At 44.3% G+C, this 25,322-nt stretch carries 19 protein-coding genes, 1 other RNA gene and 1 pseudogene; 8 read left to right on the plus strand and 13 right to left on the minus strand.

The genetic code is table 11. The features are described from left to right. Positions 1-61 precede the first annotated feature (61 nt). The 9 genes and pseudogenes from rlmD to dnaX form a co-directional block, all read right to left on the minus strand. Positions 62-1,420 (minus strand): 23S rRNA (uracil(1939)-C(5))-methyltransferase RlmD, encoded by a 1,359-nt coding sequence (gene rlmD, locus ICE88_RS00595; RefSeq protein WP_216248394.1) that lies wholly within the window; start codon positions 1,418-1,420, stop codon positions 62-64. Further along, positions 1,417-2,250: a 3'-5' exonuclease gene (locus tag ICE88_RS00600; RefSeq protein WP_216248395.1), complete on the minus strand. Its 834-nt coding sequence runs from the start codon at positions 2,248-2,250 to the stop codon at positions 1,417-1,419. Before ICE88_RS00600 ends, rlmD begins: the two co-directional genes overlap by 4 nt. 37 nt (positions 2,251-2,287) lie before the next feature. Next, entirely contained in the window at positions 2,288-3,247 is a 960-nt protein-coding gene (rpoS, locus tag ICE88_RS00605; protein ID WP_216248396.1) for an RNA polymerase sigma factor RpoS, read from the minus strand. Between the two features lie 2 nt (positions 3,248-3,249). Beyond that, on the minus strand, positions 3,250-4,047 hold the full coding sequence (locus ICE88_RS00610; RefSeq protein WP_216248397.1) for a peptidoglycan DD-metalloendopeptidase family protein: 798 nt from the start codon (positions 4,045-4,047) through the stop codon (positions 3,250-3,252). A 41-nt stretch (positions 4,048-4,088) separates the two neighbouring features. Further along, a pseudogene (locus ICE88_RS00615) lies at positions 4,089-4,721 on the minus strand (protein-L-isoaspartate(D-aspartate) O-methyltransferase); the annotation flags it as partial. Positions 4,722-4,760: 39 nt separating this feature from the next. After that, a complete protein-coding gene (gene surE / locus ICE88_RS00620) occupies positions 4,761-5,543 on the minus strand; it encodes a 5'/3'-nucleotidase SurE (RefSeq protein WP_216248399.1) in 783 nt (260 codons plus the stop codon). A 13-nt stretch (positions 5,544-5,556) separates the two neighbouring features. After that, positions 5,557-6,183, minus strand: coding sequence for a recombination mediator RecR (gene recR, locus ICE88_RS00625; protein ID WP_216248400.1), 627 nt, complete (start codon positions 6,181-6,183; stop codon positions 5,557-5,559). 21 nt (positions 6,184-6,204) lie between these two features. Continuing rightward, positions 6,205-6,528, minus strand: a complete 324-nt coding sequence (locus tag ICE88_RS00630) for a YbaB/EbfC family nucleoid-associated protein (protein WP_089516566.1) — start codon at positions 6,526-6,528, stop codon at positions 6,205-6,207. A gap of 39 nt (positions 6,529-6,567) precedes the next feature. Further along, positions 6,568-8,262, minus strand: a complete 1,695-nt coding sequence (gene dnaX / locus ICE88_RS00635) for a DNA polymerase III subunit gamma/tau (RefSeq protein ID WP_216248401.1) — start codon at positions 8,260-8,262, stop codon at positions 6,568-6,570. 39 nt (positions 8,263-8,301) lie between these two features. Between dnaX and ffs the strand changes: the two genes are divergently transcribed. Continuing rightward, positions 8,302-8,399, plus strand: an RNA gene (ffs, locus tag ICE88_RS00640) — signal recognition particle sRNA small type. Positions 8,400-8,442: 43 nt separating this feature from the next. On the opposite strand, the gene ICE88_RS00645 is transcribed toward ffs, so the two are convergent. Beyond that, entirely contained in the window at positions 8,443-11,838 is a 3,396-nt protein-coding gene (locus ICE88_RS00645; protein WP_216248403.1) for an exodeoxyribonuclease V subunit beta, read from the minus strand. Next, the gene (locus ICE88_RS08615) at positions 11,835-14,663 is read right to left on the minus strand and encodes a PD-(D/E)XK nuclease family protein (protein WP_216248404.1); all 2,829 of its coding nucleotides are present in this window, start codon (positions 14,661-14,663) and stop codon (positions 11,835-11,837) included. Before ICE88_RS08615 ends, ICE88_RS00645 begins: the two co-directional genes overlap by 4 nt. Before the next feature lie 104 nt (positions 14,664-14,767). On the opposite strand from ICE88_RS08615, the gene trxA reads away from it, so the two are divergent. The 5 genes from trxA to ICE88_RS00675 all read left to right on the plus strand — a co-directional run bounded on the left by trxA (position 14,768) and on the right by ICE88_RS00675 (position 20,156). Continuing rightward, positions 14,768-15,094, plus strand: coding sequence for a thioredoxin TrxA (gene trxA, locus ICE88_RS00655; RefSeq protein ID WP_089516562.1), 327 nt, complete (start codon positions 14,768-14,770; stop codon positions 15,092-15,094). 175 nt (positions 15,095-15,269) lie between these two features. Further along, positions 15,270-16,532: a transcription termination factor Rho gene (rho, locus tag ICE88_RS00660; protein WP_215291620.1), complete on the plus strand. Its 1,263-nt coding sequence runs from the start codon at positions 15,270-15,272 to the stop codon at positions 16,530-16,532. Between the two features lie 150 nt (positions 16,533-16,682). Continuing rightward, a complete protein-coding gene (locus tag ICE88_RS00665) occupies positions 16,683-16,949 on the plus strand; it encodes a type B 50S ribosomal protein L31 (RefSeq protein WP_216248406.1) in 267 nt (88 codons plus the stop codon). A 101-nt stretch (positions 16,950-17,050) separates the two neighbouring features. Next, positions 17,051-18,787 (plus strand): glycosyltransferase family 39 protein, encoded by a 1,737-nt coding sequence (locus ICE88_RS00670; protein ID WP_216248408.1) that lies wholly within the window; start codon positions 17,051-17,053, stop codon positions 18,785-18,787. Next, positions 18,777-20,156: an MATE family efflux transporter gene (locus ICE88_RS00675; protein ID WP_216248410.1), complete on the plus strand. Its 1,380-nt coding sequence runs from the start codon at positions 18,777-18,779 to the stop codon at positions 20,154-20,156. The genes ICE88_RS00670 and ICE88_RS00675 overlap by 11 nt, the downstream gene beginning before the upstream one ends. Before the next feature lie 41 nt (positions 20,157-20,197). On the opposite strand, the gene ICE88_RS00680 is transcribed toward ICE88_RS00675, so the two are convergent. Then, positions 20,198-20,668 carry a glycine zipper family protein gene (locus ICE88_RS00680; protein ID WP_216248420.1) on the minus strand — a complete coding sequence of 157 codons (471 nt, stop codon included), beginning with the start codon at positions 20,666-20,668 and terminating at the stop codon, positions 20,198-20,200. A 161-nt stretch (positions 20,669-20,829) separates the two neighbouring features. On the opposite strand from ICE88_RS00680, the gene ICE88_RS00685 reads away from it, so the two are divergent. Next, complete coding sequence (locus tag ICE88_RS00685; RefSeq protein ID WP_216248423.1) at positions 20,830-21,702, plus strand: transporter; 873 nt, start codon at positions 20,830-20,832, stop codon at positions 21,700-21,702. Here ICE88_RS00685 and ICE88_RS00690 read toward each other — a convergent pair. Then, positions 21,699-23,687, minus strand: coding sequence for an ABC-F family ATP-binding cassette domain-containing protein (locus ICE88_RS00690; protein WP_216248425.1), 1,989 nt, complete (start codon positions 23,685-23,687; stop codon positions 21,699-21,701). The two genes, ICE88_RS00685 and ICE88_RS00690, sit on opposite strands and share 4 nt — an antisense overlap. A 270-nt stretch (positions 23,688-23,957) precedes the next feature. Between ICE88_RS00690 and ICE88_RS00695 the strand changes: the two genes are divergently transcribed. Further along, complete coding sequence (locus tag ICE88_RS00695) at positions 23,958-25,322, plus strand: DEAD/DEAH box helicase (RefSeq protein WP_216248427.1); 1,365 nt, start codon at positions 23,958-23,960, stop codon at positions 25,320-25,322.

Genomic DNA, 25,322 nt, shown 5'->3' on the forward strand with positions numbered 1-25,322 from the left:
CCAAATGAAAAGGCCAGCAATGCTGGCCTTTTTTTATAACTTGTTATTTGTAACAAACAAGTTAACGCTCAAAAACAGCGATCGATTCAATGTGAGAAGTATGCGGGAACATATTGATCACACCAGCCGCTTTCAATCGATAACCTGCCTGCCCGACCAAAATGCCGACATCTCTGGCCAAAGTGGCAGGATTACAAGAAACGTAAACAATCCTCTTAGGCAAATAATCTTTTACTTCAGCATTTTCTGAATTAGCCATCATGGCCAGTGCTGTAGCCAAAGCCATTGCGCCGTCTCGCGGTGGATCAATCAACCATTTATCAGCCTTACCCCATGACTCAATAACTTCCGGAGTCACCTCAAATAAATTACTACAAGCAAAGTTAACTCGCTCACCTAAATGATTGTGGATGGCATTTTCTTTGGCTCGTTTTGTTAACTCATCACTACCTTCAATACCAAAAACTTCAGCCGCTCTTCTGGCCAGGGGTAATGTGAAATTACCAATGCCACAAAATAAATCAATTACTCTCTCTTGTGCTTGAGGGTCGAGCAATTGAATTGCTTTACTGACCAGCACCCTGTTCACTTGATGATTCACCTGAGTGAAGTCAGTTGGCTTGAAGGGCATTTCAATATCAAACTCTGGAAGCCTATAGCAAAGATAACTATCTGCAGGATGCAGTGGATGAGCACTGTCAAGGCCGGCTGGTTGCAACCACATATCAATGTCGTGGATTTGCGCAAAAGTAATTAGCATTTGCTGATCTTCAGCACTCAATGGTTCTAGGTGCCTTAGAACAAAAGCAGTTGTTAAAGAACCCGGCCTCTTACCTTCACCAATCGCAAACTCAAGTTGCGCCAAGTCTCCAGGAATTGATAGCTGAGCAATCAGCTCTCGCCAACGAGGTAATAAATTGGATACATGAATCGGCAAAATATCGCAAGACAACATGTCAGTGATGCGACTGCCTTTTTTCTGATGAAAGCCGACCAGCACTCGGCCTTTAGGAATCTTGAATATCGATAAACGGCCACGATAGCGATACTCCCAAGTGGGGCCAGATATCGGTCGCAAAATAACTTCTGGGCGCACGCGACCCAAATACTTCAAGTTATCTTCTAGAACTCTTTGCTTCATCGCCAGTTGTGCTCTGGCATCCAAATGCTGCATCGAACAACCACCGCACTCATTAAAAGAGGGGCACTTTGGTATGACACGACTTGATGAGGTTTTATAAATATGGGTGAGCTTGGCTAACTCAAATTTACTTTTTACTTTATAAGATTGAAATTCAACATCTTCTCTGGGCAAAGCTCCATCAATGAACACGACCTTACCAGGCGCGCCATTTTCATCCAATGGTCTGGCAACACCTTGCGCTTCAAGGTTCAAGGATTCAACAATGACTCTGGTCACAGGCTGTCTTTTGAATCTGTAGAAAAGTTATTCAAGTACTCTTGCCAAAAAGCGCCATTGGGAGTTTTAGACTCTTTGAGTAATTCATTTTTAACAAACTGAATCTCCTCGTTGTATTCCTCAGGAGAAACACCGCCACGCATTCTTTGAAAACGACAATAGACCAAATAAGTATTCACAACATCAGTTTCACAATAATCGCGAATTTCTTTGATCTTGCCATCTAAAAATCCCTGCCAAACCTGGCCACCATCCATGCCCATCTTTCCAGGGAAACCACAGAGCTTCGCCAAAGCGTCTAGAGGTGCGTTGGCACGGCCAGAAAACTTTGCCAGCAAATCCATCAAATCAATGTGGCGCATGTGATAGCGACTGATGTAGTTATTCCACTTAAAGTCCCTGCTATCGCTATCGCCGCTCTCGCCCATCTCCCAATACCTAGAAGAAACCACGCCATTCAATAGAGCGCGGTAATGCAACACAGGTAAGTCAAAGCCACTACCGTTCCAAGAAACCAGTTGAGGTGTGTATTTTTCAATCAAATCGAAGAAGGCTTGGATGATTTCTTTTTCAGAGCTGCCAGCATCGCCAAGACTGCCCACCTTGAATTGAGGTGCACCATCTTTGGTGGTGCGGCGAATGACACAAGAAATCGCCACCACTTTATGCAAGTGCAATGGCATGAATTCACCGCCGGTCTTTTCTTTTCGAAGAGCCAGCGCCTGATTCACCACCTCTTCATCCGAGACGGAATCAGGAATATTTTCCAAACGGCGGATGCCAGCAGCATCTGGAATGGTTTCAATATCAAAAACTAATACGCCTGCCATGAAAAATATCTTTCTTTTTATTGGTTAGATAGATAAATCAATCATCAAGTACCGAGCCCTTGTCCAAGCCATGACTCGATAAATGTTTCTTGAGTTTAATCAAAGATTCTTGCTGAATTTGACGAATGCGCTCTTTGGATAAACCCAACTCTTTCGCAAGACCTTCTAAAGTCGCTGGCTCTTGATTATCCAGCCCATAACGTCTGATGATGACCATGCGCTGATCTTCTTTTAAATTTTTAAGCCAATTTCTCAACATCTCTTCGAGTTGAGATTTCTCTACTTCTTGATCAGGGGCTGCACTGCGGTCATCAGAAATAAAATCAAGCAAACTAGACCCCGGATCCAAATCTCGAGGAGCGTCCAAAGAAGTGGTGTGCTCAGCTAATGCCAGAGCATCCGCAACATCTTCGACTGATTTACCCGTCAAACTGGCAATGTCTTCAAGGTCTGGTGCTCTGCCTTCAGCCCCCAAAGCTTGCTCTAAAAAACGGGTGGCTCTTAGTACTTGATTGATTTCTCGAATGACATGAACCGGCAGACGAACAGTCCTAACCTGATTCATCAAAGCTTTTTCGACACTTTGCCTGATCCACCAGGTGGCGTATGTTGAAAATCTAAAGCCTCGTTGTGGCTCAAACTTATCTAAAGCGTGCATCAGCCCTAAATTACCCTCCTCAATCAAATCAGGTAAAGGTAAACCGCGGTGCATATACGTTTTGGCAATGCTCACCACCAAACGCAAGTTATGCTCAATCATGGCTTGTCTAGCTAAAAAATCACCGGCCTTGGCCTGAGTAGCCACCTTGAGCTCTTCTTCGGGAGTAAATAAAGGCTTGCTAGAGATTTGCTGCAAATAGCGTTGCACGAGGTCCGCAGACAATTCGGCGGCTAAAACTTCTTTTAATTCATCCGCGTCCAGCTCTTGACTGTTTAAATCAGTTAGCTCAGAAAAGTCATTGAATGAGCTGTTATCTGAGTCTAATGATTTGGTCATACTCAAGGAAGATAAGACATTGGATCAACAGGCTTGCCGTGCTTGCGAACTTCAAAATGTAATTTCACTTGATCAGCATCGGTATTGCCCATCTCAGCAATTTTTTGAGCCTTCTTCACGGTGTCACCTTCTTTTACAAGAAGGGTTTTGTTATGAGCATAGGCAGTTAAATAAGTGTTGTCATGCTTCACAATCAATAAATTGCCGTAGCCTCTCAAACTGTTACCGGCATAAACAACTTTGCCATCTGCAGCAGCTTGAATCGGGTCGCCTGACTTGCCTGAAATGCCAATACCTTTGTTTTTGCCTTCATCAAAGCGATCGATGACATTGCCTTTTGATGGCCAAGAAAGCTTGATGCCAGCATCAGCTGCAGGCTCGTTATTTGACTTATCTGCCTTGGCTTCGTTCTTGGCAAGCTTCTCATCTTTCATTTTGTCTGATGGCTTGACAACATCTTTAGCGGCACTAGGCTTTTCTTGCTTCACTTCTACTTTAGAAGTCATGGCTTTGGCAGATGGCGCCACACGAATGACTTGATCAACTTCAATTTGATTCATGTCAGCAATGTTGTTCCACTCTGCAATATCACGGTGTGATTGACCATGATCCAAGGCAATTCTCAATAAGGTATCGCCACGTTTGATGCGATAAAACCCTGCTTGAACTGGTTCGAGGCTGGCACCCTTACCACCAGAACGATCAACAACTGGCGCAGGTGTCGAACGCGTGGCGCAACCAGACTGAAATACAACAGTCGAAATTGCCAAAGAAACAATCAATAAACGAGGAAAATTCATAAGCTCACAGCAGTCAATGACGCAATTAAATAGCGATTAAATTACACAATACCTGATTGTAAAGGCACAAAAAATACTTCTTCAAGAACTGTTCTTTGGTAACGCTGTGAACTGACTCGTTCAACCACTACCAACTGCTGTTCTTCTTCATTTTTAGCGACTGGCGCCACCAATCGGCCACCAATGGCGAGTTGATCTAATAATGGATCTGGGATGCCTAAACCAGCCGCGGCCAGGATGATGCCATCAAATGGAGCGGCTTGCGGCAAGCCTCTGATGCCATCACCATAGACCAAGCGTAAATTAGGAATTCTAAAAGGTCTTAGTTTTGCTCTGGCTTGCTCATGCAAGGGCTTGATTCGCTCAATCGAATAAACCTCTTGGGCCACCAAACTTAAAATTGCAGCTTGGTAGCCACAACCTGTGCCAATTTCCAGGACCTTACCAAGGTCTTTTTTAGGGCGCAAGAGTAGCTCAACCATGCGCGCTACCACCGATGGCTTAGAAATTGTTTGTTGATGGCCAATCGGCAATGCTGAATCTTCATAGGCTCTTGCATCAAGAGCATGGTCAATGAATGCATGACGTGGCACGGTTGCAATCGCCTCCAATACCTGACGATTGCGCACACCACTGGCAGCAACTTTTTCTGCTAGCTGAAGGCGAGCCTTATCGAACATGGGATCTTTTTTAACCACAGCCACCCTATTAAATTAATTTTTTTGCCACTGAGACTGAATCATTTTTTCACGAGTTTTGAGATGGGATAAATCCAACTGCAAAGGAGTGATAGATACCTGTCCTTGATTGATAGCATGAAAATCGGTTCCCTCAGTGGCATCTCTTGCATCACCAGGAGGTCCGATCCAATAAATAGGTTCGCCACGCGGATTGTTCTGCATGATGACATTTTGCGAATGATGTCTGTTACCCAATCTGGTCACTCGCCATGACTTGAGAGATTCATACGGTAGGTTAGGAATATTGACGTTCAGCAATGTGGGCTTTTCACCAGCATTCAAAACACCATCCACGGGAGAGTTGATCTGTTGCATCACGATATCTCTAGCTATTTGGGCAGCATCATCAAGTCTTGCCCAACCTTTGGCTACTTGAGAAAAAGCTATCGCTGGAATACCAAACATCACGCCTTCAATAGCAGCCGCCACTGTGCCTGAATAAAGTACATCTTCACCCATGTTCTCACCTTGATTGATGCCGGAGACCACCAAATCAGGTTTTGAATCTAATAAGCCAGTGAGTGCAATGTGAACACAATCAGTTGGTGTGCCGTTCACATACAAAAAGTTATCTCTATCGCCACCAGCCATGCGATTAACAGTGAGCGGTCGAGACAATGTCAGCGAATTAGATGCGCCACTGTGATTTTGCTCGGGAGCAATCACCGTGATCTTGCCCAAAGGGCGCAGTGCATTCACCAAGGCTAATAAACCAGGAGCCAGATAACCATCATCGTTTGCGATCAGAATGTGCATGAAATCCTAAAAATTAACTGACTGAGCGACGATCCATCATCGCTCTTGCTAAGGTGCTGGCATCAACATACTCAAGCTCACCACCCACTGGAACACCTCTGGCAATTCTTGATACTTTGATATCACGCACCTTCATGATTTCACCGATGTAGTGGGCCGTCGCCTCACCTTCACTGGTGAAGTTAGTGGCCAACACAACTTCTTTGACAGGAACTGGACTTTTCTCTACACGCTCAATCAAGCGATCCAAATGAATTTCATTAGGGCCTAAGCCGTCCAATGGAGAAAGTCTTCCCATCAAAACAAAATACAAACCTTTATAAGTCAGGGTTTGTTCAACCATCAATTGATCCGCGGGTGTTTCAACCACACACAAAATACTTGGGTCACGTCGCTCATCAGAGCAAGTGCCACAAATATTTAGCTCTGAAAAAGTGTTACACGATGAACAATGCTGAATATGGTTCACTGCATCAAGCAAACTTTGCCCTAACACTGCCGCGCCATTTCGATCATGCTGCAACAAATGAAAGGCCATTCGTTGGGCAGACTTAGGGCCAACACCTGGCAAAGCTCTCAAAGCTTGCACCATCCGTTGCAGAGCGTCTTGAGCTTGATCAGGAGATCTATTTTCTGACATTGTGACTATTCGCTAACAATCTCAAAACGGTAACTTAAAGCCTGGTGGCATTGGCATACCAGCCGTCGCACCAGACATTTTTTGACTGGATATCTGCTCAATTTGACGATAAGCATCTGCATAAGCAGTCACCAATAAATCTTCAAGCATCTCTTTGTCATCCATGGCACTGTCAGCAATCTCAACACGCTTCAATGCATGCTTACCTGTCATTGTTACTTTGACAGAACCACCAGCGGCCTGACCAATCACCTCAAGAGCCTCAAGCTCAGCTTGAGCGCGCTTCATGTTTTCTTGCATCTGCTGAGCCTGCTTCATCAAGCCAGCAATATTACCTTTCATCATGCTTTATTTCTCCGAATGAATATTTGGTTTTATGAGTAATTATTGAATGGGGCGAATGCTGCCAGGGACAACCGTGGCACCAAATTCAGCTTGAATCGTTTTCACAAAATCATCGTTGGCAATCGACTCTTCCGCCCCCTCTTGTTTTTCTTGCTTGATCTTTGCCTCTACCGCTGCGATTGAGTGATTGGCTTTGCCTGCTTCAATCAAAATCGTGACTGATTTTCCGAGGTGACTAGACAAGGCTTCTTGCAAACGCAAGACATTTTCTTTGCTCGCCAGCTGAGGCATTCCGACGATCACAGTTGCTTTGACTGAATCACCCTGCTCATTCCAGCTTTGCAGTTCTGTTTGAAATGCCAACTGTTGTAACAAGCCTCTGACTGGCAAAGCTTTCATCCATGACTGCCAATCTGGATCTTCAGAGTTGTAAGTCACAGGAGATGATTTTGGAGCTGTTGATTGAGGTACTGAGGCAACTGGAGCTGCTGGTGCAACTTGTGCTGATGGCGCTTGAGTCACTGATGTTGCAACCACCTTAGGTGCTGCAGCCGCTTTAGCAGCAGAACTGATCGAAGTGCCACCTGCTCTTGGTGTTTGATTAGATTGACTTGATTTAGCTGAGCCAGATCCGTCACCAGGTTTAAAAGCAAGCATTCTAAGAAGTGTCATTGTGAAACCAGTTTGCTCATCCGGTGCCAAAGAAAGATCTGGGCGGCTGGTAATAGCAATTTGGTAGTACAACTGAATATCTTCTTTATTAAATTGTGATGCCAAACGCCGAACTTCAGTTGCTTCTGGCCAGTCGTCCAAGACTGCTGATGGAACTGTTTGACCCACGGCAATTTTCTGCAACAAAGAGGCTAGATCTTGAAGAGCAAGAGAAAAGGATGAGCTTCTAGCAGCCATCTCATCCGCAATAGCGATCAAAGCACCACCGTCACCAGTTCTCAATGCATCCAAAATTTGGATCAAGTATGTTTCGTCCAAAGTACCTAACATGGCACGGACCGCAGATTCACTTACTGGTCCGGCTGCATAGGCAATCGCTTGATCAGTCAAAGATAGAGCATCACGCATCGATCCTTGAGCAGCTTTGGCCAAAATACGCAATGCACCAATCTCTGACTTCACCTGCTCAGACTCTAGAATTTTTTCCAAATGCTCAACAATTGAAGGGACCGGCATTTGTTTTAAATTGAATTGCAAGCAACGCGATAAAACTGTCACAGGAATCTTTTGTGGATCAGTGGTTGCTAAGATGAATTTAACGTGAGGCGGTGGCTCTTCCAAAGTTTTAAGCATTGCATTGAATGCATGACCGGTGAGCATGTGGACCTCGTCAATCATGTAGACCTTGAAACGTGCACTGCTTGGAGCGTACATGGCCTTCTCAAGTAATTGGGCCATATCATCAACACCACGATTACTCGCCGCGTCCATTTCTATGTAATCAACATAACGTCCAGCATCAATTTCTGTACAAGCTGGACACTTGCCACAAGGCTGAGAAGTCATTTGACCTTGACCATCCGCTCCCGTGCAATTCAGGGCCTTGGCCAAAATACGAGAAATGGTTGTTTTACCAACTCCCCTTGTGCCTGTGAATAACCAAGCATGGTGTAAACGCTGCTGATCAAGCGCATGGGTCAAAGCTTTGACCACGTGTTCTTGGCCAACTAAGGTTGAGAAATCTCTTGGGCGCCACTTTCGGGCTAAAGCTAATGCAGTCATATTGTCATTCTACAAGTAGAAGGCAGTAGAATGTCAGAGGACGGGCCTCCTCGCATGGTGGCTTGGTAACCTGGTCAGGTCGGGAACGAAGCAGCCAAAGCCAAGTACTGCCAGTGCCGAGGGTCAGGCTCGTCCACCTACTAACTTGTTTAATCAAGGATTTTTGGGTCAAAAATATTTTCATTGAGTAGAACTCATCTCCAAAACATCGCCATTTGCTCCCAATAAATAACTTTTTACCGGCTTATCTGGTCGCAATTGAGCCACACATTCTCTGTAAGTACTCATTTGAGCATCGTATTTAGCAAACAACTCGCTCGTTGGCGCTGGAATCGATAACTTGTAGTCCAAGATAATCAGTTCGTTTGGCAACTCAATCAAGCGGTCAATTCTGAGTAATCTTCCATTTGAGTCAGCAATATCCAACTCTTCCCATGAAGCTTGAATCGCTGGATCAAAGAAAAAATGTTTGGTTTTAACTGAATTCAACACATTCAAAGCACAACGCCTTGATTCAGCGGCAACCTCAGGACTGAGGTTGAGCCAGGCAACCATTTCTTCTGTGCTTGGCATGCCAGAAGAATCTGTGATGCCAGCACGCATCACATGCTCCATCACAGCATGGAAAGCCACACCCAAATCAATCATGTCTTGCTGCTCAACACTCACCAATTCCTCATCAAAGCGGATATTGGTATTTGGCTTGCCTCGCCATAAAACATTGAAATCAGCAAATGAGGGCTCGATATCAGTTTTTGCAGACATCAAAGTTTGATCAACTACTTTAACGGGCAACTCTGATGCTTCAGGCAACTCTTGAACGTCCGCCCTAACCATTCGGTCATACCAACTATTTTTAGCAATCGCAGTCTCACTCTTAGAGTCACCTTTATTGGCAGAACCTGATATGTAAACAGCCTCTTTTGCCCTGGTCAAAGCAACATAAAGAAGATTCCAATTTTCTATTTGAGAAATTTGTTCTTCTTGTTCACGTAGAAATTCTCGTGCTGGATCTTTTGGCTTAGCTGAAAAAGTTGGAGAGATGTGATCAGGAGCATCGTTACCAGGCAACCAACTCATCAAGACACCTACGTTATCTCTGGCAGACTTATTTGTGTTGGTGTTCATCAAAAATACAAAGCGGGATTCGAGACCCTTGGCAGCATGTATGGTCAAGATTTTGACGCGCTTCTCAGACGTCTCTGAGCTCTCATCAGCCTCATCTTCACCAGATGACTCACCCTCATCCGGGCTTTCTTCTTCAGCACCACGTTTGATTTTTTTAAGCTCATTGATGAACCGAGACAAACTTGGGTAACGACCGCCATCGAGATTGAGCGCCAAAGATAAAAAGGCATCTAAGTTTGACAGCACTTGATCTCGCTGCAACATAGGTGCTGAGCGCGCATATCTCAGACGAATTTGGCCTTGACTATAAATATGGTCTAGTAAATCATGAACCGGTAATTTTTTAGCCAACTCCGCCCAGGCAGCTATATCTGAATAAATATGATGGTGCGGATGCTCAGGCAATGAAATTAATTGCCAAAGAGAATGAATCTCTTGAGACTGTTTAGCAACCATCAAAGCCAGCAAATCTGAATCAGACAAGCCATAAATGGGTGAACGCAATACCTGGGCCAACGACAGGTCATCACTCGGCGTTATTAAAACCGATAACAAAGCCACCATGTCTTCAGCCTCAAGGGTCTTGAGCAACCCCCCTTGCCTTGGGCTGTCACAAGGAATGCCGGAAATTCTGAAAGCCTTTTCAATTTGAGCCAAATGAGTTCTTGACCTCAATAAAATCAGGAAGTCTCCCCAGTTGGCATTTTTTTCTTGTTTGATTTTTTGAATTAACTGAGCAACTTGCAATGCTTCGTCAAAACTTTGCTGAACTTTTGTTTGCTTGCTGACATCAATGAACGGATGCTCAAGGGCATTTCTTGATTGCTCTTGCTTGATTTCGGGCGAACCTATCAAAGGCAAACACCAAACCTCCCCTGGGCCATAACTATTTTTAGCACTTGGGTTTCGCTCTTGAGATTGAAATGGATAATTCTTGGGCACATCTGGCAAAGCAAAAACAGCATTCACCACATTGATCACTGCTGGGCTATTGCGCCTGGTCTTGTTAAAGAAGTGAACTTTGGCCTTGAACTGTTTATTTAGATAATCTTTAGCTTCACCAAACAAACGGACGTCTGCTCGCCTAAAACGATAAATAGATTGCTTTGGATCACCAACTAAAAATACAGAGGGTCTGTTCTCATCTTCACCATAGGCATTCAACCAAGACAGGAGGATTTGCCATTGCAAGGGATTGGTGTCTTGAAACTCATCAACGAGCAAATGCTTGTACTTGGCATCGAGTCTGGCTTGCAAATAATTAGCCACATCTGATTTGAGCATTAATTTTGCGGTGTAGGCTTCCAAATCTGAAAAGTCTTGCACACGCATGACTTCTTTTTTAGCCTGATAGTGTTTCAACATATCCACACCAATTGTGATCCACGCTTGATGAATTGAGTGAGCTCGACGATCGGCATCCCAACAATAATGGTCATACATGGCTTGAGCCCAGTTCTGCCGGGTGCTATTGATTTGTTGTTCTATGTTTTGGGCATCGGTCAATTGCTTGAGGGATTTTTTCACTGCATCAGAAGCCGATAACTTTGCCAACGGCGCATATTCAGCAGTCAGGAAGGCCGGCCTTAAAGCTGCAGCCACATCCTCTACTGAAAAACCATGCGCCTGTTTTTTCAGAGCCTCATCAATAGCCTTGGCATATTTTTGATCATTCGATCCACCATTTTTTAAATGACTGGCCAAACTCATCAAATTCATCAGCGCTTGTGAATCATCCAACATGACTTTGAGAGGATCTTGGATTGCCAACCAATCAGAGTGATCACTGATTGCTTGCATGGGATTTGTGCCCTGCTTTTTGCAGTGCTCTATATAACTCCACCACTCTGCTTTAACGGTTAAGAACCCTTTTGAGCCAATCAACAGATCGTTCGCATTATTGGCTTTCAGCTCTTTGACGAGCAGCTCATATGACGCGCGCACAGCAACATTGCTGCTCGATGGCAAATTCGTCCACCAATCCTCTAAGCACTCGTCTTGCAACCTTTTAAAATCATCTCGAAGCTTCAGCCCCTGAGGAACTCCAGAACCCAGTGGTGAGCCACGCAAAAGACTGCTGAACCAACCATGGAATGTTTCAACATTCAAAGGACGGGGATCGGATAAAACATCTTCGAACAAGGATCTTGCTTTGGGCAATGCCAATTTGGCGTTTTCAGCAGATAAACCTCGCGCCATCAACTCTTGAATTAATTCATCCTCTGGGCAATTAGCAAACTGCAAAAGTACTTGATCGAGACGGCCGCGCATTTCTTGTGCTGCTTTTCGGGTGAAAGTAATTGCAAGAATTTCACTGGGCTTTGCGCCAGCGAGTAAAAGTCGAATGATGCGAGATACCAATAGCCATGTTTTGCCACTGCCAGCGCAAGCTTCCACAACCACCGATTGATCAGGATCGCATGAATCAAGAATCAACTGATCAATCATGACCACATCCCCTTGCGACAGATGCCTCGAGCTTGGCAATACTGACAGATACTGTCGGGAGCACTTGCGGCCATGGGTGAGCCACCCCACAGAGACTCAATGTCAGAAATCATTTGTGCGGGGAGCTCATTCATTTGGTTTTGCAAATCATCAACCTCAACCCGTGCCTCATCTTCTTTGACAGAAACCCACGAAGCAATTGTTGCGGGCTGACGATTCACCATGTCATGACCATTCACAGCTTTGGCATAAATGACTAATTGAGGATCATCTTGTAGGTTGTTTTTCTTTTTGGTGATTGAATTCTTGCTACTGAATTTGTAATCAATGACTTCAACGCCTTCTTGCGGGTGAATATCTAAACGATCAACAAATCCAGAAACACGAATGTCACCAAAACGTGTCTGTAAATCAAAACCGACCTGCTTTTCGCCATCATGGAACACCCATCCAGATTGCTCACGTTGAATATGCCAATCAATCCAAGACGGAATCAAAGTCTCCCACTCGATCCAAGCAGCCAACCATCGCCCATCAACCTCAAGCAATGGTTTGAAATGTTTATGAGAGATGGCATATAAGCGTTGCTTTAATAACTTGGTACGCTCGTAAATATTGTCTGTTTCAAGTGCTTGAGTTTTTAGACCATGATAAAAATCATACAAAGCTGCGTGCAGTGTCTTTCCGACCAGACTTAGATCAACCTCAGCATCTAATCCACTTCTCTCTTTGAGACCCAATAACCTGGTCACGTAATAACGATAAGGACATTCTCTTAACGCTCGATAAGCACTTGGGCTGATGCTTGCTGGTTTGACAAAGTCATTGGGCAAACTTGGTTTTGGCTGGCCAATTGGCATTACCTCATAAGAGGTAGGCAACACTTCGAGTCTATCTTTTAATAGCTCTGCATGGTTGACATAGAGTCTTTGCAACCATGGCGATGGCTGCCTTGGCTCACCAGTGCTTCCAAGCGACTGCCAAATCATCCGCCAATGTTGATGAGAGATCATCAGTTGAGATAAATCCATCGCTTGCTGAATGAATTCAGCTTCTTGAGTTTTACAGCCGAGAAGCTTTCTCAATTGAGCCGATAAAAACATTGGGCTATCTGACAATGAAGGTAACTGAGTGTCATCACACCCCACCATGACCCAAGCGTCAAATCTTCTTAAGCGTGTAGCACTGAGAGGCAAGATGGTGATGCTGGCACTTTGCCTTGGATTACTCTCAATGTAACTGGCATCTTCAAGCATTGAACTTAATAAGGATAGCCACTCCACCTGTTTCATCGGATGATGGTGCAACAGTCTCATTGGAGATAAAGACGCCAACAACTGCTGACCAGCAATATCTTGGGCCAATCGTGCAGACATGCCCAAATCGATCAAATCTTGTTCAAGTAAATCTAGCCAAGCAAGACAAGAGTTAGATGCAGCTTGCCAGCGGTTGCTTTGGTTTTTAAGCTTCCGAATGATGTTAATCAAAGCATTGGTTTCATCATTATCAGAGTCTAGCGCTAAGATAAATCCAGACCAAGATCCTCTGACATCAGCTTGAATCAAGCGTTGCTCAAGGAAGGTTAAGCAATCAGACACTTGATCATGCTCAATATCAAAAGCCGACCAATCAATATAAGGATTTTTTAGAAAATCCATCAACTCAACAGAAGATGGGCCTGCTGGATGACGAACCACGTCCATCCACGACATCACTGATGCGGCTGCCCTGGTGGTTGATAGTTTCCAACCGGTTTCATCATGGACCGATAAACCATCACCAAATCTTGCGAGCAAGGCTCTCATGCGACGAGCAACCAAACGATCTTGCGCAATCAATGCGATGTGTTGGCAACCATCTTGTAAAAATTTCTCTATAGCACCAGCGCCCTGCCAAGCGGCATCTTCGAAACCAAGCGCTTTAAAAATATGGCGATCACCTGTGGAAGTTTTTTGATTTGGTTTAAAAAAATCTTGACGATTTAATTCAATCACTTCTTTGGAGTCATCTATATCACTCAGGCACTCAGGCCAAAGTGCAACTTTTGAATAATCCAAAGAACAATGGTGAAATGCAGTGACTGATGCATGAGCTTGCCAAACTTGCTCTAGTGCTTTTTCAAATCCAGGACTGGCTTGCGCTGTTTGAATGAAAATGATTGGAGAGTGGCTGTTGGTCTGCTGAGCAACACCATTTAAATTCTTTATTTCAGCAATCCTCAAGCCCATGGCTCGCCGCTGTCTGACGACTGGATCTTGGGCGCTGCTTAAATTTTCCCAAAATGCCAAGACAATCCGAGCCTCCACCTCAACCACCTGTTTGGATGCTCCTTGATACACCTCTGCAATAGCATCACTCAGAGCAGACTCCAGCACTTCATCAAAAACTTCCAAAGTGGCATCGGATAGTAAGTCGCACACTTCGATGATTTTTTTGGCCAAAGACCACTTAGACGAATCAGAGCTATCCATCAAGAGTGAACTCAATTGAGGTCTATCGCTCAGCGCTCGGTAGACCTCATACCAACGCTCAAGATCTGTTTTCTGCACACCTTCATTTTTTAAGCCAGGTGTTTCTTTTAACCATTGAGCCAAACCCAGCACTCGGGGTAGAAAGACTAAATTTGAAGGCAAGCCAGATGGTCGACGCTTTTCAAGAGCTTGTCTCAAGGAATACGCAGGGCCAGAAGTACTCAAAATTACCATTGGACTGCGCTGCTCTTCCTTGGCCACCGTCCAAACGAGATCAGCCAGGGTATTTAATACCTGCTCATCGGGAGTCAAAAGGTGGTGTTTGAAATATGGCATTGAAGTAGAAGTATGCACAAAGAAGCACTTATTGATAATATATTGCTTGTTATTGGTGAATTATCAAAAAAACGAGTTTTACAACCAATCATAAATAAAACAATTAATTCCAAAGGACTCTTATGAGTGACGCTATTAAATACGTAAGTGATGCATCTTTTGATCAAGATGTGATGAAGTCTGATAAGCCAGTATTGCTCGACTTTTGGGCTGAATGGTGCGGTCCTTGCAAAATGATTGGCCCAATTCTTGAAGAAGTTGCCAAAGAGTATGGAGATAAGGTTCAAATTGCAAAAATGAACGTTGATGAAAACCAGGGTATTCCAGCTCAGTTTGGTATCCGCGGCATCCCAACTTTGATTTTGTTCAAAAATGGCACAGTAGCTGCTCAAAAAGTAGGCGCTTTGTCTAAGTCTCAGTTGACTGCATTTTTGGATAGCCATATCTAAATATTGATATCTGAGGGGCTCACCTAAAGAGCTCCTCATTCCTTTTAAGCACTTAATTTGCTCATTTTTGAATTTAGGGTGTAGAATCCTTCCAACAACTGACAGAACGTCCTGTTCTGATCAAACATTCCAAAATCCTGTTCTTTCTTTGAGGCCTTAGCCTAACTCCAAACACATGCATCTCACCGAACTTAAAGCACTACACGTATCAGCCCTTCTTGAAATGGCCACTGGCCTAGAAATTGAAAACACTCAGCGCATGCGCAAGCAAGAGTTGATGTTTGCAATTCTAAAAAAACGTGCCAAAGGTGGTGAGACCATCTTCGGTGATGGCGTTTTAGAGGTTCTACCTGATGGCTTTGGCTTCCTTCGCTCGCCTGAAGCCTCTTACATGGCTTCCACAGATGATATTTATATCTCTCCAGCGCAGATTCGCCGCTTTAACTTACACACCGGTGATGCTGTAGAGGGTGAAGTTAGAACACCTAAGGAAGGTGAACGCTACTTTGCTTTGGTCAAAGTAGACAAGATCAATGGCATTGTTCCTGAGGCGCTTAAAAACCGCATCATGTTCGAAAACTTAACTCCTCTTCACCCAGATCGCCCGATGTTGCTTGAGCGCGACATCAAAGCTGAAGAGAATTTGACAGGTCGAATCATTGACATGATTTCACCGATTGGTTTTGGTCAACGTGCCTTATTAGTTGCCTCACCTAAGTCTGGTAAGACAGTGATGATGCAGCACATTGCTCACGCTATTTCAGCGAATCACCCAGATGCAGTTTTGATCGTTTTATTGGTCGACGAGCGTCCAGAGGAAGTGACTGAGATGCAACGTTCTGTTAAAGGTGAGGTTGTTGCCTCTACTTTTGATGAACCAGCCGTGCGCCACGTACAAGTAGCAGAAATGGTGATTGAAAAAGCCAAGCGCTTGGTTGAAATGAAGCGTGATGTGATCATCCTATTAGACTCAATCACTCGTTTGGCCCGCGCTTACAACACGGTTGTGCCTTCATCAGGCAAAGTTTTATCCGGTGGTGTGGATGCGAATGCTCTACAAAGACCTAAGCGTTTCTTTGGTGCAGCCAGAAATATTGAAGAAGGCGGTTCTTTGACCATCATTGCAACAGCCTTGATTGAAACGGGCAGCCGCATGGACGACTTGATTTATGAAGAGTTCAAAGGCACTGGCAATATGGAAGTTCATTTGGAACGCCGTCTTGCAGAACGCCGCGTTTACCCAGCAATCAACTTGAATAAGTCAGGTACTCGTCGTGAAGAACTCTTGATCAAGCCTGAAATTCTTCAGAAGATCTGGGTTCTACGTAAGCTGATCTCTGACATGGATGATATTGAAGCGATGAACTTCATCGTGGATAAACTCAAATCCACTAAAAATAACGCTGAATTCTTTGAATTGATGCGTCGCGGGGGCTAAATTGAGGTAAAAACTGGCTTAAATCATGGTTTTCCAGTCAGTTTTACCCAAAACAAGCCCATATCTAGTATTTTTTGCTACAATTCTCGTTTTAATTCAGGCAAGTACCCATTATTCGATGGGCGGCTACCAGGCTAAAGGACTATTTAAATGAAACCAGGCATTCACCCAGATTACAAAGAAGTTGTTTTCCTAGACGTATCAAACAACTTCAGCTTCAAAACACGCTCTACTATCAACACCAAAGAAACAATCAAATGGGAAGATGGCAAAGAGTATCCATTGGCTAAGATTGAGACTTCTTCAGAGTCACACCCTTTCTACACTGGCACTCAGAAGATCATGGACACAGCTGGTCGTGTTGAGAAGTTCCGTCAGAAATTTGGTACAAAAGCAACAGGCAAAACAACTGCCTAAGAATTTCAGCTTTACCAAAGAAATCTTAAAAGGCAGCTCACGCTGCCTTTTTTACATATAAGCTTTTCATTCTCGACTAATCAGGTCAAAATTTAAGCCTCATGAGATCCATTCGATTAACCGCTGCTGCCACATCAACATTGCCTCGCTTTGTTTTGGTGTTGATCACGGCCATCTATGGATTTTTAGGTATCTTTGGTCGTGACCCTTGGAAAAATGATGATGCTGCTGGTTTTGGGGCGATGTGGACTTTGGCCAATGGTTCATGGCTAGATTGGCTACTGCCTCACATTGATGGCAGAACTGAGATCCTGGCAGGTCCACTGCCCTATTGGTTAGGCGCCAGCTTGATTGGTTTACTTGGCCCAGTGATGGGGCCTACAAACGCTGCAGGGCTCTATTCTGCTGGATGTTTTTTCTTGAGCTGCATGGCTATCTGGAACGCTTCTTATTTATTAGGGCGTCGTCCTGAAGTTCAACCAACGGCATTTGCTTTAGGTGGTCAACCTGAACCAAGAGACTATGGCAGAACCCTGGCTGACAGCGCCCTCATGATTTTCTTGGCCTGTATTGGTTTAGCCATGCGCGCCCATGAGACAACCCCAGCCTTAGCTCAATTGTTAGGTATCTCGATAGTTATTTACGGCATGGTCAGAGGTTTAGATAAACCTCTGCAAGGCGGTGCATGGACAGGCCTTGGTTTGGCAGTGATTGCCTTGTCTGCATCACTTTGGCTGTTTGTTTTAATTTTTATTGGTTTGATTATTTCTTTGATTATTTGCGAAGTCAAACCGCACCCAAAATGGCTTGCCAGCACTTGGTTGATAGCATTATTGGGTATCAGTGTTTGGCCACTCTTATGGTGGATGTCTGATTTAAGCACCGGTCAAATGCAAGCTGCTTGGCAAGCTTGGTGGAGCAATGACGCCATTCAACCATTTCTTTCAGCCAAGTCATCGGGCTTTTTAGCCAGAAACTTACCGCTCTATGCCTGGCCTATTTGGCCCTTAGCCTTATGGAGTATTTGGTTTTGGCGCAAAGGTGCCAATAATCCATTGGGTGGCATACGCAATCCGAACATGGCATTACCGCTGGGCATTGTGATCGCAGTGTTGGTTTATCAAACTCATCTCAAAGCTCTCAGTGAACAATCTTTGCTGTTGATCATCCCTCCATTGGTTATTTGGGCATGTTTTAGTCTTCCTATTATTAAACGCAGCGTGATCAGTTTCATTGATTGGTTTGCATTACTCACATTCACATTAGTTGGCGCCTTCATTTGGGTCATGTGGTTTGCGATGACAACCAACATGCCCGCAGGTCTTGCAAGAAATATTGCTAAGAAAGTCCCTGGCTTTGTTCCAGAATTCAGTTGGCTAGCATTGCTTGCAGCCATCGTGGTCACAGGGTTGTGGGTGAGCGTTGTTAAGTGGCGAACATCTAGAGCACCAAAAGTTATTTGGCGAGCAGTGGTCATATCTGCAGCTGGTACAACTTTAACTTGGGTGTTACTGATGACACTCTGGCTACCTACAATCAATTACGCAAAAACATATCGTGATGTCGCGCAACGTTTAGTGCAAGTGGTGCCATCTCAATCAGTTTGCATCAACTCAACTCATCTTGGTAATGGGCAGTTAGCCTCATTTGTTTATTTCACAAAACTGAAGTTCAAGGATGATGTCAATTGTGACCTATGGATCAGCAATCAACCAGGTGAAGCCAGAAAGAAAGCAAAACAATTGGATAAGAGCCTTGAGTTGATTTGGGAAGATCGTCGAGTGAGCGATCGAAATGAAAGACTGAGGCTTTATAAAGTACTGAGTCATGCTCAGTAATCTCAAGCGAGACATCCCCCGCTTACTCTCTTTAGCTGGCCCTTTATTGGTTGGCCAATTAGCAGTAATCGCCTTTGGAGTGATGGATACCGCCATGGTGGCCAGATACTCTACCGATGACTTAGCTGCACTGGCGATGGCAGGATCGATTTTTATCAGTATTTATGTTGGTTTGACAGGTGTTATTTCAGCGCTGGCTCCGATAGCTGGTCAGTTATTTGGTGCCAAAAGATTCTCTGAGATTGGCGAAGAAGTTCGTCAAGGCTGGTGGCTGTCACTTGGTCTCAGTATTTTTGGCATGTTGATTTTGATGAACCCTGGTGTTTTTTTATCTATTGCGAATGCCAGCCCAGAAGTAGAAGCAAAAGCCATTTTGTATTTGCAAATTGTGGCCTGGGGTTTACCAGCCAGTTTAGCGATGCGAGTGCTGGTGGCGTTTCACAATGCCATTTCCAAACCAGCGGTGGTCACCTGGTTACAGATCGGTGGTTTGTTTTTAAAGATTCCTCTCAATGCTTGGTTGATTTATGGTGGCTTTGGTGTTGATGCCATGGGTGGTCCTGGTTGCGCTCTGGCAACTGTGATCATCAACTGGCTTTGGTTCTTGATGATGCTGGTGATTGTTTATCGAGGAAATTTTTATCAAGTATTCGGGGTGTATGAAAAGTTCAGCCAACCAAATTTACACAGAATTGCCACTTTGCTCAAATTGGGTTTACCGATTGGTTTAAGTTACTTGATTGAGGTGACATCATTTGCCTTCATGGCCTTGTTCATCGCTAAACTGGGAACAGTTCCATTGGCAGGCCATCAAATTGTGGCCAACTTGGGCACGGTTTTATACATGTTGCCTTTGTCACTGTCGATTGCAACATCTACTTTGGTAGCTCAATCACTGGGTGCCGATAAACCAACTCTGGCAAAAGAGATTGGTTGGTCATCATTGATCTTCACAACAACTTTGTGTGTCTTTGTTGGTTTGTTGGTTTGGATTTTTAGATACCCCTTACTTGACTTGTACGCTCCATCTGCTGATGTTCGATCAATGGCGATACCACTGTTTTTGTTCATCGCCTTCTATCAAATCTTTGATGCTCTTCAAGTTACTTCTGCTTTTATTCTGAGAGGCTACCGCGTGGCTTTTTGGCCAATGTGGATTTACGCAATCTCATTGTGGGGCGTTGGACTTGGCGGTGGATATATTTTAGGATTTAACTTGACTGGCAATGTCCCTGAGATTCTTCAAGGAGCTCAAGGCTTTTGGTTTGCGAATAGCTTGAGCTTGGCTATTGCTGCGACCTTCTTAATCACTTTGTTCAAGAGAACTGCCAAGAGATTTGAAAGAGAGCATCCTCCAGTAGAGGTTTAACTCTCTCTCGATTTACCTATTAAATAAATATTGATGAAATGTTATTTTTTAGGTGTAGCTTCAACAGGCTTTTGAATTGAGTAACCAGGCACTTGATGACCTTTTGAATACATGCACTGTTGGTAAGCGATGTCATAACGACGTTGTACTTCTTTGGCTGACTCATTGCCACCAGTAGCACCCATCGCTGCTCCACCTAATAAACCTACAGCAGCACCAGTACCCACATTTCTAGAGCTACCGCCATCGGCCATTGCGCCTGCAACAGCACCAACTGCGGCACCAATGATGGCTGTTTTAGCAGTATTTTTAGCGGCAATTTCATCTGCTGTTGTATTGAGTGAATTCTGAGCATAGGTACGGCACTCTTGATCATCTTTTTGGAAGATTTCAAATGGCTTGCCAGGAGCAGGCATGATGACCAAACTTGGGCCCACCGGGGTTGATGCGCAACCCACCAATGTGGCGGCAAATAAACCAATGATGCTAATTTTTTTAAAATCACGATGCATATCAATCCTTTATCAAAGCAATGGCGCAAAAACAGGCGCTAATAGTGTCATCATAAACGATGCCTCTCTTCCTTTAACGATTGATCAGTGAATAGGATGACATCGACTGCCTTACTTACAAAAAAGTATAAAATGTGTCATCACGAAGATTTACAGCCAAGATGAATTTATTAGACAAAAAACCAAAACTCACCTCAATTGCCACATTTCTGGTGGCAACTGGTTTTTCTATGTCTTCTTGGGCAATCGATCTTCAGCCTGGCGATGCAACTGCCCCACCCCCTGGTTTACGCAGTGTTCAACTTTCTTATATGAATGCAGAACGGGTTGGCGCGAGCAATGCAAAAATGGATCAAAACCAAGTTCAGTTTCGTTATACCCAAGCCTTTGAACTGAATCACCAACCCGCTTTGTTTTATCTCCATACGGGCACCGGTAAAAATGAACCCACAGGAGCTCTTGCTCCATATCCTGCTGATAACGGCATGATTGACACCACACTGGTCTTTGCCTACTGGCCATATGTTGATAGAGCATCTAAGACTTTTGTGGGGGCTGCTGGTTATTTGATCAGCCCGACTGGAAGCTACTCAAGCGATCGAGCCATCAATATGGGTGAGAATCGCTACCGATGGGCCGGTCAAATTGCCTATCAAACCAGGGTTGCTCCTGATCTGGACTGGATGAGTGCATTCGATACCTTGTGGTTTGGAAAGAATGATGCGAGCCGCTCTTTAGCTAATCAATTGGGTAACTTGGAGCAAAAAGCCTTATACAGTGCTCAAACAGGTTTGCTTTATCACTTGAACAAGCACCACAGTTTTTCTGCTGCCTATTTTTATAGTGAAGGCGGTGAAACTGTTTTTAAAGGTGCTGCCCAAAATAATTCAATCAAGTCACATCGCTATCAATTAAGTGCGATTGGTCAGTATTCTTTTGGTCGCTTGACACTACAGTACGGTCAAGACATCGATAATAACGCCACGCTTGAAGATAAACATCGCGTCTTTTTAAGGTATACCAAGTTTTTCTAAACTTGAGATTCGATGGCTTCAATCTCAGAAGTCCAGCCTAACCATTTTTCTTCAAGATTCGTTAACTCATCGTTGATCACTTTGAGCTTTTTACCTATCTCTGCAATCTCACTTGGAGAAATCGGTTCTAGTAGCTTTGCTTCTAATCCTGTTTTTTCTGACTGAAGCTGAGCCATTGATTTTTCAGCTTGATCGATTTGTTTTTTCAAAGGCTTGGTGCGAGCATTGATTTCTTGTCGTTTCGCAGATTCTAGTTTTCTTTGCTCACTGGTTTGTGCGACCGGCTTTTTCTCTGGTGTGACTTCAATACTGACAGTTGGCTTAGCAACTTCAGAAACAATTTTGGCCTCTTCTACCTTGGCTTCTTCTCTCAGCCTCTTAGACTCTTCAAGCAAGTAGCGTTGGTAGTCATCCAAGTCACCATCAAATGGCTTGATTTCTCCGCGACCAACTAACCAGAATTCATCACAAACAGCTCTTAGCAAAGCGCGATCATGGCTGACCAACATCACGGTGCCTTCAAATTCATTCAAAGCCATTGATAAAGCTTCACGCGTTGCAAGATCTAAGTGATTGGTTGGCTCATCCAGCAAAAGTAAGTTAGGTCGCTGCCAAACAATCATCGCCAACACCAATCGAGCTTTCTCACCACCACTCATGGTTCCTACTGCTTGCTTGACCATATCACCAGCAAAGTTAAACGTGCCTAAGAAATTACGTAAATCTTGCTCACGTCCTGATTCCGCTGAATTGGGACCCAAATCTTTTGCTAAGCGAATCATGTGCTCTAAAGGATTGTCATCAGACCTTAAAACATCCAACTCTTGCTGAGCAAAGTAACCAATGTTCAAACCCTTACCTTCAGTCACTGTGCCTGCAAGCTGAGGCATGGTTCTGGCAATGGTTTTAACCAAGGTGGATTTACCTTGACCGTTTGCTCCCAAGATACCAATCCTTTGTCCAGCTAAAACTGATTTATTAACGTCTTTAATAATGACTTTATTGACACCATCCACTTTGTAACCAAAGCTTGCATCGCTGATGGCCAACATGGGGTTCGGTAAATTTTGTGGCTCTTTGAATTCAAAAGTGAACTCTGCATCAGCCAACACAGGAGCAATTTTTTCCATGCGCTCAAGGGCTTTGACTCTACTCTGCGCTTGCTTGGCTTTACTTGCTTTAGCTTTGAAACGTGTGATGAACTTTTGTAGGTGGGCAATTTTCTCTTGTTGCTTTGAGAAGGATGCTTGCTGCAACTCTAATTGTTGAGCGCGCATGAGCTCAAACGAACTGTAGTTACCACCGTAACGGTTCAGTTTGGCATGCTCAATATGTAAAGTAACATTGGTCACTGCATCTAAAAACTCTCGGTCATGAGAAATCACAATCATCGTGCCTGCATAACGCTTTAACCATGCTTCCAACCAAACCAAAGCATCTAAGTCCAAGTGATTGGTTGGCTCATCAAGCAACAACAAGTCGGATGGGCACATCAATGCACGTGCCAATTGCAAGCGCATGCGCCAACCACCAGAAAAACTATTAACGGGTTGATCAAGTTCACTGACCTTGAAACCCAAACCAAGAATCAGGGCCTGCGCTCTCGATGTTGCGTCATGTTCCCCAGCATCTGCCAAGTCAACGTGAGCATGAGCCATGGCCATGCCATCTTCAGCTGCTTCTGCAGCCTCAAGCGCTTGTCTTAATTCAATCAGGCGAGTATCACCAGCAATCACAAAGTCAGTGGCAGACTCTTCAGTTTCTGGCATGTTTTGAGCCACCTGGGCCATGCGCCATACTTTAGGAATAGAAAAGTCGCCGCCATCCTCATGCAAGGTACCATTTAAGAGCGCAAACAAAGTTGATTTGCCAGCGCCATTGCGCCCTACCAAACCAACTTTCTCCCCAGGATTGAGCGTGACCGTTGCTTTATCAAGCAATAATTTGGCGCCACGACGCAGTGATACATTGTTTAAGGTGATCATTTTTCAGCAGTCATACCAGCTACTGCTGGGTTGTTAATTGAGATTTTCATGGTTCACCAGAAATAATCAGTGAATATCCAATGAATATGCCATTTTAACTGATGAGATCACCCCAAAGTGAAGATAAATAGGACATTCAAGGCGCAATGAACTAAAATACCAGCAGTAAGCATTCATAACTGCGCTCTACATTTCTTCTCAAGCAGTTCATTCATTGACCTTCCAAAAATTACTTTTTGCTGAGCACAGGTCATCACTCTATTGGTACCTATGCAATTCAAAGATCTTGGTTTATCTGAACTTATCCTTAAAGCAATTAACGAACATGGCTATACAACGCCAACTCCTATTCAAGCTCAATCAATCCCAGCCATTCTGAATGGTGGAGATTTATTAGCAGCTGCTCAAACTGGCACCGGTAAAACTGCAGGCTTCACGCTACCAGTATTACAGCGCCTATTAACTTCTCCAGTTAATCAAACCAGTCGTCGACGTCAGGTGCGCGGTTTGATACTCACACCCACTCGCGAACTCGCTGCACAAGTGCATGCATCTGTTCAGACTTATGGCAAATACACGCAGCTCAAATCTGCTGTTATTTTTGGTGGCGTTGGAGCAAATCCTCAAATCAAATCTATTCAAGCTGGTTTAGATATTTTGGTGGCAACGCCAGGACGTCTTTTAGACCTAATGGGTCAAGGCGCCATTTCTTTACAGCACGTGGAGATATTGATTCTGGATGAAGCCGACAGAATGTTGGATATGGGATTTTTACGAGACATCAAGAAGATCCTTGCTGCACTTCCAAAGCAACGTCAGAACTTATTGTTTTCTGCCACCTTCTCTACGGAGATCAAAGCACTTGCTAATGATTTACTGAACTCACCTTCATTGATTGAAGTAGCAAGAAGCAACAGCACCAATGAAGCCATCACACAATTGATGCACCCAGTGGATCGCGGCAACAAGCACCCACTGCTAGCCCATCTCATCAAGTCTAATGACTGGAAGCAAGTCTTGGTTTTCACGCGCACCAAGCATGGCGCCAACAAATTGGTCCTGCAATTAGAAAATAATGGCATCAGCGCCATGGCCATCCACGGCAATAAGAGTCAAACCGCAAGAACCAAAGCATTGGCAGACTTTAAAGCTGGCAAGATCATCACTTTGGTAGCAACCGACATTGCTGCGCGCGGCATTGATATTGACCAATTGCCGCACGTGGTCAATTACGACCTACCGAATGTGCCTGAAGATTATGTTCACCGAATTGGTCGAACTGGCAGAGCTGGTTCTAATGGTGTTGCTGTATCGCTGGTTTGCGTTGATGAATTTGAAATGCTCAAAGATATTGAGCGCTTGATCAAGCAAAGTTTACCAAGAGAAGTTGTTCCTGGTTTTGAGCCAGATCCAAACGCAGTGGCTCAACCTATCCAGCTAAGAAGTCAGCAAGCTCCTCAAAGACATGGTCAAGCAAGACACAATGCTGCCTCTCCAAGAGGCGCCAATCAAACCAAGCGCAGTGGTCAAGTCAAACTATCAGACTCAACCATCACCGCCCCAAAGAAAACTCATCGCAAGATGAATACTCAAAAACCAGGTCAATTTGCCAGAAGAAGTAGCAGTGGCAAGTAA

The organism is Polynucleobacter sp. AM-26B4 (genome assembly GCF_018882285.1).
Classification (GTDB): Bacteria; Pseudomonadota; Gammaproteobacteria; order Burkholderiales; family Burkholderiaceae; genus Polynucleobacter.